The organism is Cronobacter sakazakii (assembly GCF_000982825.1).
Classification (GTDB): Bacteria; Pseudomonadota; Gammaproteobacteria; order Enterobacterales; family Enterobacteriaceae; genus Cronobacter; species Cronobacter sakazakii.
Genome location: NZ_CP011047.1, coordinates 3,575,725 through 3,588,064, shown reverse-complemented (window position 1 = coordinate 3,588,064; position 12,340 = coordinate 3,575,725). Strand labels below are relative to the sequence as shown.

General features: G+C 55.8%; 11 protein-coding genes. 4 read left to right on the top strand and 7 right to left on the bottom strand.

From position 1 onward, the window contains the following. Positions 1-111: 111 nt before the first annotated feature. Positions 112-1,395 (bottom strand): YeaH/YhbH family protein, encoded by a 1,284-nt coding sequence (locus tag CSK29544_RS17015; RefSeq protein WP_007893937.1) that lies wholly within the window; start codon positions 1,393-1,395, stop codon positions 112-114. Positions 1,396-1,517: 122 nt separating this feature from the next. Further along, positions 1,518-3,452, bottom strand: coding sequence for a protein kinase YeaG (gene yeaG / locus CSK29544_RS17010; protein WP_004386628.1), 1,935 nt, complete (start codon positions 3,450-3,452; stop codon positions 1,518-1,520). 470 nt (positions 3,453-3,922) lie between these two features. Here yeaG and CSK29544_RS17005 point away from each other — a divergent pair, with 470 nt between their 5' ends. Continuing rightward, positions 3,923-4,633, top strand: coding sequence for a MipA/OmpV family protein (locus CSK29544_RS17005; protein WP_216668559.1), 711 nt, complete (start codon positions 3,923-3,925; stop codon positions 4,631-4,633). 112 nt (positions 4,634-4,745) lie between these two features. Here CSK29544_RS17005 and CSK29544_RS17000 read toward each other — a convergent pair whose 3' ends face one another. Both CSK29544_RS17000 and gapA read right to left on the bottom strand, forming a co-directional pair. Further along, positions 4,746-5,633 carry a D-hexose-6-phosphate mutarotase gene (locus CSK29544_RS17000; protein ID WP_007893940.1) on the bottom strand — a complete coding sequence of 296 codons (888 nt, stop codon included), beginning with the start codon at positions 5,631-5,633 and terminating at the stop codon, positions 4,746-4,748. Positions 5,634-5,709: 76 nt separating this feature from the next. After that, complete coding sequence (gene gapA / locus CSK29544_RS16995) at positions 5,710-6,705, bottom strand: glyceraldehyde-3-phosphate dehydrogenase (RefSeq protein WP_004386625.1); 996 nt, start codon at positions 6,703-6,705, stop codon at positions 5,710-5,712. Between the two features lie 345 nt (positions 6,706-7,050). Between gapA and msrB the strand changes: the two genes are divergently transcribed. Next, on the top strand, positions 7,051-7,464 hold the full coding sequence (gene msrB / locus CSK29544_RS16990; RefSeq protein WP_004386624.1) for a peptide-methionine (R)-S-oxide reductase MsrB: 414 nt from the start codon (positions 7,051-7,053) through the stop codon (positions 7,462-7,464). 40 nt (positions 7,465-7,504) lie between these two features. Then, on the top strand, positions 7,505-7,783 hold the full coding sequence (locus CSK29544_RS16985) for a YeaC family protein (RefSeq protein ID WP_004386623.1): 279 nt from the start codon (positions 7,505-7,507) through the stop codon (positions 7,781-7,783). Positions 7,784-7,864: 81 nt separating this feature from the next. Here CSK29544_RS16985 and pncA read toward each other — a convergent pair whose 3' ends face one another. From pncA to sppA, 3 genes are all read right to left on the bottom strand, one after another. Further along, positions 7,865-8,506: a bifunctional nicotinamidase/pyrazinamidase gene (gene pncA, locus CSK29544_RS16980; protein ID WP_007893943.1), complete on the bottom strand. Its 642-nt coding sequence runs from the start codon at positions 8,504-8,506 to the stop codon at positions 7,865-7,867. A gap of 12 nt (positions 8,507-8,518) precedes the next feature. Beyond that, positions 8,519-9,535 (bottom strand): asparaginase, encoded by a 1,017-nt coding sequence (gene ansA / locus CSK29544_RS16975; protein WP_007866971.1) that lies wholly within the window; start codon positions 9,533-9,535, stop codon positions 8,519-8,521. A 101-nt stretch (positions 9,536-9,636) separates the two neighbouring features. Beyond that, the gene (gene sppA, locus CSK29544_RS16970; RefSeq protein WP_007893945.1) at positions 9,637-11,487 is read right to left on the bottom strand and encodes a signal peptide peptidase SppA; all 1,851 of its coding nucleotides are present in this window, start codon (positions 11,485-11,487) and stop codon (positions 9,637-9,639) included. Between the two features lie 174 nt (positions 11,488-11,661). Between sppA and CSK29544_RS16965 the strand changes: the two genes are divergently transcribed. Then, entirely contained in the window at positions 11,662-12,213 is a 552-nt protein-coding gene (locus tag CSK29544_RS16965; RefSeq protein WP_004386619.1) for an NAD(P)H nitroreductase, read from the top strand. Positions 12,214-12,340 lie beyond the last annotated feature (127 nt).

The window sequence follows — 12,340 nt, the reverse complement described above, 5'->3', positions numbered from 1 at the left end:
GCTCAATAGTTTCACTTGATTAAGTGACGCTGACATAAAAGTTTAGCGGCACTTTAATTGCGGGTTATTTAATAAGAAAAACGCAGGGCCGACGAACGTCGACCCTGTGGATTAATTCCAGTTTTCACTGGCCTGCTTATGAAAGAGCTCGCGAAATACCGGGTAGATATCATCCTGATCGCGGATATGCTGCATAGCGAAATTCTCATATTTCGCCTGTAAATCTTCATATTCACGCCACAGCGTCTGGTGCGCGCGGCGGGTGATTTCGATATAACTGTAATATCGCACCACTGGCAGGATTTTCTTAGCCAGAATTTCATGACAGAGCGGCGAGTCATCGGCCCAGTTATCGCCATCAGAGGCTTGCGCGGCGTAAATATTCCACTGCGCCGGATCGTAGCGCGCTTTCACCACCTCATCCATCAGCTTAAGCGCGCTGGAAACAATGGTCCCGCCTGTCTCTTGCGAGTAGAAAAACTCATGTTCATCCACTTCTTTCGCCTGCGTATGGTGGCGGATATAGACCACATCGACGTTTTTATAGGTTCGGCTCAGGAACAGATAGAGCAGAATATAAAAGCGTTTGGCCATATCTTTTGTCGCCTGATCCATCGAGCCGGAGACATCCATCAGGCAGAACATGACCGCCTGGCTTGAAGGCTCCGGGCGCTTTTCGAAGTTCTTGTAGCGCAGGTCGAAAGTATCAATAAACGGCACGCGTTCGATTTTGGCGCGCAGTTCGGCAATCTCCTTACGTAACCGCTCCTCTTCGAGCAGTTGTGCCGGTTCGCTTCTCAGGGCTTCTTCGAGATTCGCTTCCAGCTCGCGTAGCGCCCGGCGCTTGCCCGCGGTCATCGCCGTACGGCGCGCCAGGGAATTTTGCAGCGAGCGCACCACGCTGATATTGGCCGGCACGCCGTTAGAGGTGTAGCCGGAGCGATGCGTTTTATACTCGTTTAACTGGCGGTGCTGATTCTTTTTCAGATTCGGCAGGGCGAGATCTTCAAACAAGAGATCGAGATATTCATCTTTGGAGATCTGGAAAACGAACTCATCCTGGCCCTCGCCGTCGGCGCTCGCCTGACCCTGGCCGCTACCACCGCCACCTCCGCCGCCCTGTGGGCGCTCAATGCGGTCGTTCTGAACAAAATGATCGTTACCCGGATGCACGCGATGGCGCAGGCCGCCGCGCCCCTGATGGAACATCGGTTCGCTGATATCGTCATTCGGAATGGAGACGGATTCACCACTCTGGACATCGGTCACCGAACGCTTGTTAATCGCCTCGGAGAGCGACTGCTTAATCTGTGCTTTATAACGACGCAAGAAGCGCTGGCGGTTTACCGTGCTCTTGTTTTTGCCGTTGAGACGTCGGTCTATGAACCAGGTCATATGCCCCCCGTACTGCATTGCCAACTTTATGCCGAACTCGTATCGCCGGATGCGCGGTGCGCTCCGGCGTACGGTTCGCTTCGTTGTAGGCCCGGGCGGCGCGAGCACCGCCGGGCGATTTATCAGGACGATTTACGCACGCGCAGATACCATTCGCAAAGCAGACGCACCTGTTTACGGGTATAGCCTTTTTCCATCATGCGATCGACAAAATCGTCGTGTTTCTTCTGCTCATCAGTAGACGTTTTGGCGTTAAAGGAGATAACCGGCAGCAGCTCCTCGGTGTTCGAGAACATTTTCTTCTCGATAACCGTGCGCAGCTTCTCATAGCTGGTCCAGTTCGGATTGCGGCCATTATTGTTGGCTCGGGCGCGCAGCACGAAGTTGACGATTTCATTGCGGAAATCTTTCGGGTTGCTGATGCCCGCCGGTTTCTCGATTTTCTCCAGTTCCGCGTTGAGCGATTCGCGATCAAACAGCTGACCGGTATCCGGGTCGCGGTACTCCTGATCCTGGATCCAGAAATCCGCATAGGTGACGTAGCGGTCAAAGATGTTCTGGCCATATTCGGAGTAGGACTCCAGATACGCCGTCTGGATCTCTTTACCGATAAATTCAGCGTATTTCGGGATCAGATAGCCTTTCAGGAATTCGAGATAGCGCTCGGCCTGCTCCTGCGGGAACTGTTCGCGTTCAATCTGCTGCTCCAGCACATAGAAGAGATGCACCGGGTTCGCCGCCACTTCGGTATGGTCGAAGTTAAAGACGCGCGAGAGGATTTTGAACGCGAAGCGGGTGGAGAGCCCGTTCATGCCTTCATCTACGCCCGCGTAGTCGCGATACTCCTGATAAGACTTCGCTTTCGGGTCGGTGTCTTTGAGGCTTTCGCCGTCGTAAACACGCATTTTTGAGTAAATACTGGAGTTTTCCGGCTCTTTCAGACGCGAAAGGATCGAGAAACGGGCCAGCGTTTCGAGCGTACCGGGCGCGCAGGGGGCATGCGACAGCTCGCTGTGGTTAAGCAGTTTTTCGTAGATTTTGATCTCTTCCGAAATACGCAGGCAGTAAGGCACCTTGACGATATAGACACGGTCCAGGAACGCCTCGTTGTTTTTGTTATTTCTGAAAGTGACCCATTCCGATTCGTTGGAGTGCGCCAGAATGATGCCGTTAAAGGGCAGGGCGGAGATGCCTTCCGTCCCGTTGTAGTTGCCTTCCTGGGTCGCCGTCAGCAGCGGGTGCAGCACTTTAATCGGCGCTTTAAACATCTCGACGAATTCCATCACGCCCTGGTTAGCGCGACAGAGCGCGCCGGAGTAGCCGTAGGCGTCCGGATCGTTTTGCGCGTGATGCTCAAGCTTACGGATATCCACTTTACCCACCAGCGCGGAGATATCCTGGTTGTTTTCATCGCCCGGCTCGGTTTTCGCGATAGCGATTTGCTCAAGAATCGACGGCCAGACTTTGACGACGCGGAATTTGGTGATGTCACCGCCAAACTCATGCAGGCGCTTCGCGGCCCACGGCGACATGATGGTACCGAGATAGCGGCGCGGAACGTTGTACTCTTTTTCCAGAATTTGCGCGTCTTCCTGCGGGTTGAAGAGGCACAGCGGGTGATCGTTGACCGGGCTGCGCTCGCCGTTGGCGCTCAGCACATAAATGGGTACGCGCTGCATCAGCGATTTCAGACGCTCGGCAAGCGACGATTTACCGCCGCCCACCGGGCCCAGCAGATAGAGGATCTGTTTTTTCTCTTCCAGACCCTGCGCCGCGTGTTTCAGGTACGACACAATCTGCTCAATGGCCTCTTCCATGCCATAAAACTCTTCAAACGCCGGATACCGGGCGACCACCCGGTTCGAAAAGAGACGGGAGAGCCGTGGCTCCTGGGCAGTATCCACCATCACTGGCTCACCGATGGCCATCAATAGCCGTTCCGCCGCATTTGCATATGCACTGCGATCCTGCCGGCAAACGGTAAGAAATTCCTGCAGTGTGAACTCTTCGTCCTTGGCAGCTTCATAGCGCTGGCGATAGTGATCGAATATATTCATGGCATGCCGTCCTTTCGTTTTTTAGCACAGGTTTAAGAGCCGTTCATATGAATAGTGGAGGCTCCCGGAAGACGTATTCTGAGTACAGCAACCCTAATGCCAACTTAAGCATTTTTTTGCGCGTTGCACTGTGCTACTGCGGTCAGGGTAATGCACCTTCTTAATTTTAAGCGTAGATGGCATTTGAAAATCTTGCATGCCGCCGTTTGAGGGATTCAGTGATTTATCAAGCACTCATCCCGTTGTTTCTGCTGGCGGATTTACATTTATGGCGTGAATTCACCGTCAGGTCATAAAATTGCAAGCCGCCTGTCACGCGAAAATGCGAGGCTGCGCGATCCAATGATGTAAAGAAGTGCGAAAAAATTTGGGGTGAAGCGCAGGGGCGGTTAAACTTCGCGAGCCGATCATTTGACTAAAGGACTTGATGGATTGTGAGCACATTCAAATTTCTGGCACTGGGTGCCGTTATGGCTTCAGCCGCTACCTTTGCGCATGCAGAAGGAAAACTGTCAGTTGGCGCGGGTGCAGGATGGGTAGTCAATCCTTATAAACAGTACGACCGCGATGTTTACCCGCTGCCGGTTATCAACTATGAAGGCGATAATTTCTGGGTGCGCGGTCTGGGTGCCGGATACTACCTGTGGAATGACACCGCCGATAAGCTTTCCATTATGGCGTACTATTCGCCGCTGCACTTTAAGCCAGGCGACAGCGACAGCCGCGCGCTGCGCCGTCTGGATGAGCGCAAAGCAACGCTGATGGCGGGCCTCTCTTACGTGCATAACACGCAGTATGGTTTCCTGCGCACGTCGCTTGCCGCTGATACGCTGGATAACAGCAACGGTATCGTGTGGGATCTCGCGTGGCTCTATCGCTACACCAACGGCGGTCTGACCCTGACGCCGGGCATCGGTGTTGAGTGGAGCAGTGAAAACCAGAACGACTACTACTATGGCGTGAGCGGCAAAGAGTCGCGCCACAGCGGGCTTAACCGCTATGACGCTGACGATGGCTGGGCGCCGTATGCCGAGCTGACCGCCACTTATCGTCTATCTGACAGCTGGAGCGTTTACGGCAGCGGCCGTTACACCCATCTTAGCGACGAAGCGAAAGACAGCCCGATGGTAGACCGTTCCTGGTCTGCGCTGCTGTCTACCGGCGTGACTTACACGTTCTGATTCGTAATGCTATCTACTGGGGCACCTTCGGGTGCCCTTTTTTATGGCGCAGGTTGATGGGAAACAGGGAAGGGCGTAAAAATGGCCCCGCTCATCGCGAGGCCATGGGTTATCAGGCTTTTTTGATAACGCGCAGCGTCTGGGAGAGGCGCGAAGGTTTATCTTCACGCGTCTGCTGCGGCGTGGTTACGCAGGCGGTTTCCACGCAAACGAACGTCTTATAACCGTCATCCGGCATGTCGCCCATGCTGACCGAGAGCGCCGGGCCCGGGTTCCAGCCCACCACGTTGCTGTTGTGGTGATGCACCACTTCAATGGTGCGGTTAAGCGCACCGTCATGGATCAGGCTGCACCCTTCCGGGTTCAGGTAAACGCGATCGGTACGGTCCGGGAAGGTCTGCACGCCGCCGTTGAGTTTGCCTTCCTCACCGCCATTCACTTTGTCGAGATAGGCCTCGCCAAGCCCGCTCACTTTGACTTCCGCGATGTCGCCGACGTTGAAATAGGAGTGCAGCGCGGAGGTGGTTTCGAATTCGCCGTGCGCTTCCAGCTCCATTTCGCAGGTTTTGCCGAGCTTATAGCGCGCATAGAGCGTGAAATCGTGCGGCCAGAGTTTACGGCTTGCGTCGCTTGCGTGCAGTTCAAACGTCAGCACCACGCCGTTATCGTCTTCATTATGGGCGCTTAAGTTCCACGGAAGATTACGGGCGAAACCATGCGAGGGCAGATCTTTTTGCGCCGACGGGCCAAACCACGGCCAGCAGATCGGCACGCCGCCGCGCAGCGCGACGCCTTTTTTAAACGGCGTGTTGGCGCTCAGCCATAACACCTCTTCTTCGCCAGCCGGTTTCCAGCACAGCAGGTGCGCGCCCTGCAGCGCCACGGCGGCGCGAACCTGCGGGTGGTCGATAACGATGATATCCAGCTCGTCATGCTGACGACGGGAGAGGTAAGGCGTTAACTGCTCAGACACCGGCAGGGCAAAAAGCGTATTGATCATTTCTGGCAATCCTCTGTCTTAAATCCAAATAAAAAGGGCGACCGAAGTCGCCCTTAAGATCAGAATCTCATCTCACTTATTTGGAGATGTGAGCGATCAGGTCCAGTACTTTGTTGGAGTAGCCGGTTTCGTTGTCGTACCAGGAAACCAGTTTCACGAAGTTGTCGTTCAGTGCGATACCTGCTTTAGCATCGAACACGGAAGTGCATACTTCGCCGTTGAAGTCGGTGGAAACCACGTCATCTTCGGTGTAACCCAGAACGCCTTTCATTTCGCCTTCAGCGGCTTTCTTGATAGCGTCTTTGATCTGCTCGTAGGTTGCTGCTTTTTCCAGACGAACGGTCAGGTCAACAACGGATACGTTCGGGGTCGGAACGCGGAACGCCATACCAGTCAGTTTGCCGTTCAGTTCCGGCAGCACTTTACCTACAGCTTTAGCAGCGCCGGTAGAGGACGGGATGATGTTCTGAGCTGCGCCACGGCCGCCGCGCCAGTCTTTGTGAGACGGGCCGTCAACGGTTTTCTGAGTTGCGGTGGTCGCGTGAACGGTGGTCATCAGACCTTCGATGATGCCGAAGTTGTCGTTGATAACTTTCGCCAGCGGTGCCAGGCAGTTGGTGGTGCAGGAAGCGTTGGACACGATGTCCTGGCCTGCATATTTATCAAAGTTAGCGCCACGAACGAACATCGGGGTGTTGTCTTTGGACGGGCCAGTCAGAACAACTTTTTTCGCGCCAGCGGTGATGTGTTTACGTGCGGTTTCGTCGGTCAGGAAGATACCGGTTGCTTCAGCAACCACGTCCACGCCCACTTCGTCCCACTTCAGGTTAGCCGGGTCTTTTTCAGCGGTAACGCGGATTTTTTTACCGTTAACGATCAGATGACCGTCTTTAACTTCAACGGTACCGTCGAAACGACCGTGAGTAGAGTCATACTTCAGCATGTAGGCCATGTAGTCAGCGTCTAACAGGTCGTTGATTGCAACGATCTCGATGTCAGAACGTTTCTGAGCAGCACGGAAAACAATGCGACCGATACGGCCAAAACCGTTGATACCTACTTTGATAGTCATATATTCCACCAGCTATTTGTTAGTGAATAAAAGGTTGGCTGTAAAATTACAAAAACCTTACGCAGCGTCAAGCGGAATCGTGTCAATCATTGCGACAAATCAATCCTGTGGACAAGCTTTGCACGACTGACTCACCTCACTCTTCCTTTTGGGCTCAGGTCCATATGGGGACACCGAGAGGAATTTAAAAGGGCGTCGAAAACAAAAGTGTGATGTTAATCACGTTTGCTTGTCAGCTGCATTTTCAGTGCTAAGTTTAGACCAAAAGTGTACGCGTTACTGTTAATGTTTTGTTAGAATAATGCAGGTAATGTAACTGCTTAAACCTCCCCGAGATGTCACCTTATGGCCAATCAAAACTCCCAGGACGACCTGAAAAACACCCTGACGGAAATGCAGTTTTACGTCACCCAGAATCACGGCACGGAACCGCCGTATACCGGGCGTCTGCTGCATAACAAGCGTGATGGCGTCTACCACTGTCTGGTGTGCGATGCGCCGCTGTTTAACTCTGAAACTAAGTATGATTCGGGCTGCGGCTGGCCGAGTTTTTACGAGCCGGTAAGCGAGGACTCGATTCGTTACCTTAACGATTATTCGCACGGCATGCAGCGCATTGAAATCCGCTGCGGCAACTGTGATGCGCACCTGGGACACGTGTTCCCGGATGGCCCGCAACCGACCGGCGAACGCTACTGCGTCAATTCGGCGTCGCTGAGCTTCACCGATGACGATAACGGCGAGCAAATCAAAGGTTGAAGAATCGATTCAGCAAATTATTCCACTGGAGCGTGATTTTATGAACCTGGAAGACCTGATTAGCAGCATGACGCCGGAGGTTTACGAGCGTCTCGCGACCGCCGTAGAACTCGGAAAATGGCCCGACGGCGTGGCGCTGACGCCCGAGCAGAAAGAAAACAGCCTGCAACTGGTGATGCTCTGGCAGATGCGCCACAACACCAATCCGCAGCATATGACGATCGGCACGGACGGCCAGCTGGTGATGAAAAGCAAGCAGCAGCTGAAGGCGGAGTTCGGTATCAATCAGCAGCCTATCGCCACGCTCAAGCCTGAATGAGCTGAAGGGTGCTGAAGTAAAAAAAAGGCCGCGGATTGCAAAGCGGCCTTTTTTTATAAAGCAACGGATGACTGAAGCGGTTTATGCCTGCGTTTCGCGCCAGTCGTCAAGCGTATAGAGCGTGGCGCCACTCGCCGCCATCTCCTGAAACGCCAGCATACTGGCCTGCGGCGTCAGGTTAACGCCGCGGCAGCCGTCGGTAATCACGTTCACCGTATACCCCAGGCTCAGCGCGTCGAGCACCGTGTATTTGACGCAGTAGTCGGTGGCAAGCCCCATGACGATCAACTCGCTTACGCCATGCTCGCGAAGCCAGGCGTCGAGCGCGGTTTTCTGGCGGTGCCCGTTATCGAAAAACGCGCTGTAGCTGTCAATCGCCGGGTTTTCGCCTTTGTAAAAGCGCTGCTCAATGGCCTTCTGGTTCAGCAGCGGATGGAGCGCCGCGCCGTCGCTCTCCTGAATGCAGTGATCGGGCCACCAGGTCTGCGGCAGGCCGTCCAGCGTGCCTTGCGTGAACGGCTCGGCGTGCTGGACAGAAGCAAAGCTGCCGTGATTCGCCGGGTGCCAGTCCTGGCTTGCCACCACCGGCTCGCCGCGGCTCTGGCACCATTCAATCATCGCGTTCGCGATATCCACCGTGCTGTCGCCTTCCGCGACCGCCAGCGCGCCGCCGGCGCAAAAATCATTTTGCAGATCCACCAGCAGCAGGGCGCGTGAATTCATACCGTGCTCCTTTTAGTCGTCCGGGGTCAGCTCGCCGCGCAGGTTGCGCATCATCGCTTCGCGAATCGCCTGCGGCTCCAGCCCCTGGCTTAACAGATAGTGCAGTTTGGTAAGCGTCGCCTCGACGGTCATGTCGAAACCGCTGATAACGCCCGCATGGGCCAGCGCGTTGCCGGTGGCGTAGCCGCCCATGTTGACTTTACCGGACATACACTGCGTCAGGTTAACCACCACAATCCCGCGCGAGCACGCTTCCTGCAACTCTTTCAGGAAATCGCCGTGCTGGGGCGCGTTACCGACGCCATAAGAGCGCAGGATCAGCGCCCGCACCGGCTGGCGTAAAAAGTTACGCACCACGTCAGCGGAGATCCCCGGATAGATAGTCACTACGCCGATAGGCTGCGGCGTAATGGTATGCACGCATAACTCGCCGTGGCCGTGAGGCGCGGGCGGCGTATTCAGGCGACGAATATGAATGCCCGCTTCCAGCAGCGGCGGCAGATTAGGAGAAGCGAACGCGTCGAAACCGTCAGCGTGGGCTTTGGTGGTACGGTTGCCACGATAGAGCCGGTTGTTGAAGAACAGCGTCACTTCGCTAATCGGGTAGTTCGCCGCCACATAGAGTGAGTTAAGCAGGTTGATCTGCCCGTCGGAGCGCAGCTCCGCGAGCGGGATCTGCGAGCCTGTAACGATAACCGGCTTGCTCAGATTTTCCAGCATAAACGAGAGCGCCGACGCCGTGAACGCCATCGTATCGGTGCCATGCAGGATAACGAAGCCGTCATATTCATCGTAATGGGCTTTGATATCTTCGGCGATATGCTGCCAGTCCTGCGGCGTCATATCGGACGAGTCCATCAGGGGCGCATATTCGTGAATGGTGAAATCCGGCATTTCGGGGCGGTGGAACTCCGGCATCTGGGCGAGCTGCTGCTGGAGATGGCCGGAGACGGGAATGTAGCCGTGTTCGGAGCGTTGCATACCGATGGTGCCGCCGGTATAGGCAACGTAAATCGATTTCTTTTGCATAGGTCAGCTTTCGTTGTGCATAAACCCGCGCAGTATAGAGGTGCTGCGCAAAAAAATCAGCCCGGCGCTGGCCGGGCTGTGACAGGGTCGACGCTGACGCGTTAGCGCACGTCGCCGCAGGTAAGGCAGAAGGCGTAACGGTTCTGCGGATCGTTAAAGGCCGCGAGCTTATCGCCTTCCTTCTTCGCCGCCAGCGCCGCATCGGCCACTGGCGCAGGCAGCCAGGCCTGAAGCGCCTGCGGCAGCATCGCGTGCACCGAGCCGGTCAGGTTGGCAATCACCATATCGATAAAGCCCGGCTCATCCTGGTAGAAATCGAGATGCCAGGATTTCAGCTTCGCAAGCTCGGCGGCTTTCTTCACGGCGTCGTCGAAATCGCCGAGACTGTCCACCAGACCGTTTTGCTTCGCGTCTTCACCCGTCCAGACGTGGCCCTGCGCTATCTGGTCAATCTGCTGCGGGGTTTTGTTACGCGACTGCGCCACCAGGCCGATAAAGCGCTGATAACCGTTTTCGATAGTCAACTGCATCAGCTTCTGCACTTCCGGTGGCAGCGCTTTGGTCACCGACACATCTGCCAGCGGTGAGGTCGCCACGCCGTCGGTATGCACGCCAATCGCATCCAGGCTGTTTTCCACGGTGTTGATAACACCAAAGATGCCGATAGAGCCGGTGAGCGTACTGGGGTTCGCAACGATATAGTTAGCGGGTGTGGAGATCCAGTAACCGCCGGACGCCGCCATGCCGCCCATCGACACCACCACCGGTTTACCGGCTTCTTTCGCCGCCGCCAGCTCCTGGCGGATGGTTTCAGAGGCGGTCACGCTTCCGCCAGGGCTGTTCACCCGCAGCACAATGGCTTTTACTTTCGGGTCAAGACGCGCGTCGCGGATCTGCGCGGCGGTGGTATCGCCGCCGACATTCCCCGGCGTTTCTTCGCCATCCATGATGGCGCCGTTAGCGAACACCACGGCGATGCTCTCGCCCTGTTCGGACGGCTTGTTCAGCGGGTAGTCGTAAATGCTGACGGCGCGGAAATCTTTATCCTTGTCGCTCCAGCCAAACTGTTTCACCAGCGCTTTGTCGACAGTCGCGCTGCTTGCGAGCTCATCCACCAGCTTATTGTCGAGCGCATATTTCGCGGTATCGCCGCCAGCGGCTTCAAGGCCCGCGATCATCGCCTGCGCGCCAGGGAAGATCTGGCTTGCCGGTACCTGACGGTTAGCCGCGATCGTGCCGAGATAGTTCTGCCACAGCTCGCCAATCCAGCGGCTGTCCGCCTCACGAGCGGCGGGTGACATATCGTCGCGGATAAACGGCTCGACGGCGGATTTATAGGTGCCGACGCGGAACACATGCGTAGTCACTTTGAGCTTATCGAGCAGCGATTTGTAGTAGAGGCCATTGGTGGCGAAGCCGTGCAGATCGACGGTGCCCTGCGGCGAGAGCCAAATCTTATTGGCGAAGCTCGCGAGGTAATACTGGCCCTGACTGTAGCTATCGCCAATCGCATACACCGGCTTACCGGCGTCGCGGAATTCGCGCAGCGCCTTACCGATATACTGCATCGATGGCTGATCGGCCCTGGCGAAATCTTTCAGATCCAGCACGATGCCGGTGATATTGCGGTCGTCTTTCGCCTGGCGGATCGCGTTGACGATATCAAACAGCGAATTTTCCTGTAAGCGGTCGGAGCTTGCGCCAAAGAGCTGACGGCCCAGCGCGCCAAGCTTATTATTGACCGACGGTTTATCCACCACCACGCCGCTGATATTAAGCAGCAGCGCGCCGCGTCCAGGCTCAGACGGGCCGCTGTTAAACTGCATCCAGACGCCGACGCACACCAGCACCAGCAGGAGAAACAGCAGATTCATCACCAGCTCTCTGATGATATTGAGCAGGCGCCAGGTCCACTTAAAGAATCCGGCAATAATTCGCCAAAGGGTACGCATTTACTCTCCCTAATCCGTGAATAACGGGGAACCCCGTAACCTCCCGCTACAGGCGGGACGCCGACAAAGTGTAAATACCACAGGCGGGCTTGTCAGCAGGAAACGCGGGCAGGGTGTAACAAAACATACCGCTGTGTTAATTTTATGAGTAAAAATCATCAAAGGAGAGTTGAGATGGATGCATTAGATATGCTGGTCAACCGCCGCAGCGCCTCACGTCTCGCTGAGCCTGCGCCAACGGGCGACGCGCTGGAAAACATTCTGCGGGCGGGCATGCGCGCGCCGGATCACGGCACACTGCAGCCGTGGCGTTTCTTTGTTATCGAAGGCGAAGGGCGCGAGCGCTTCAGCGCGCTGCTGGAAAAAGCCGCCATCGCTGACGGCCAGGATGAAAAAGCCATCGACAAAGCCCGCAACGCGCCGTTTCGCGCGCCGCTTATCATCACTGTGGTGGCGCATTGCGAAGAGCACCACAAAGTGCCGCGCTGGGAGCAGGTGGTCAGTGCCGGTTGCGCGGTGATGGCGATGCAGATGGCGGCGCTCGCCCAGGGCTTTAACGGCATCTGGCGCAGCGGGCCGTTCACCGATAACGCTCTGGTGCGTGAGGCTTTTGCGTGCCGCGAACAGGATCAGATTGTCGGTTTTCTCTACCTCGGCACCCCGCAGCTGAAGGCCTCCACCACGATTAACCTGCCGGACACCGCCCCCTTCGTGCGTCATTTCTGAAGCCCGCGCGCAAAACTGTCTGGATTGTGAGCAAAAGCGGCGCAATTCAGACAGTCATACTTACCACCCCGTCTTTCTGGCGCTACCATAAGCGCGCTTTATCGAACGATAACGATCACCTGATTCT

What these genes read in the sequence shown, in the direction of transcription:
- CSK29544_RS17015 (WP_007893937.1), bottom strand. Translation starts at nt 1,395, where the DNA reads ATGACCTGGTTCATAGACCGACGTCTCAACGGCAAAAACAAGAGCACG.
- yeaG (WP_004386628.1), bottom strand. Translation starts at nt 3,452, where the DNA reads ATGAATATATTCGATCACTATCGCCAGCGCTATGAAGCTGCCAAGGAC.
- CSK29544_RS17005 (WP_216668559.1), top strand. Translation starts at nt 3,923, where the DNA reads ATGGCTTCAGCCGCTACCTTTGCGCATGCAGAAGGAAAACTGTCAGTT.
- CSK29544_RS17000 (WP_007893940.1), bottom strand. Translation starts at nt 5,633, where the DNA reads ATGATCAATACGCTTTTTGCCCTGCCGGTGTCTGAGCAGTTAACGCCT.
- gapA (WP_004386625.1), bottom strand. Translation starts at nt 6,705, where the DNA reads ATGACTATCAAAGTAGGTATCAACGGTTTTGGCCGTATCGGTCGCATT.
- msrB (WP_004386624.1), top strand. Translation starts at nt 7,051, where the DNA reads ATGGCCAATCAAAACTCCCAGGACGACCTGAAAAACACCCTGACGGAA.
- CSK29544_RS16985 (WP_004386623.1), top strand. Translation starts at nt 7,505, where the DNA reads ATGAACCTGGAAGACCTGATTAGCAGCATGACGCCGGAGGTTTACGAG.
- pncA (WP_007893943.1), bottom strand. Translation starts at nt 8,506, where the DNA reads ATGAATTCACGCGCCCTGCTGCTGGTGGATCTGCAAAATGATTTTTGC.
- ansA (WP_007866971.1), bottom strand. Translation starts at nt 9,535, where the DNA reads ATGCAAAAGAAATCGATTTACGTTGCCTATACCGGCGGCACCATCGGT.
- sppA (WP_007893945.1), bottom strand. Translation starts at nt 11,487, where the DNA reads ATGCGTACCCTTTGGCGAATTATTGCCGGATTCTTTAAGTGGACCTGG.
- CSK29544_RS16965 (WP_004386619.1), top strand. Translation starts at nt 11,662, where the DNA reads ATGGATGCATTAGATATGCTGGTCAACCGCCGCAGCGCCTCACGTCTC.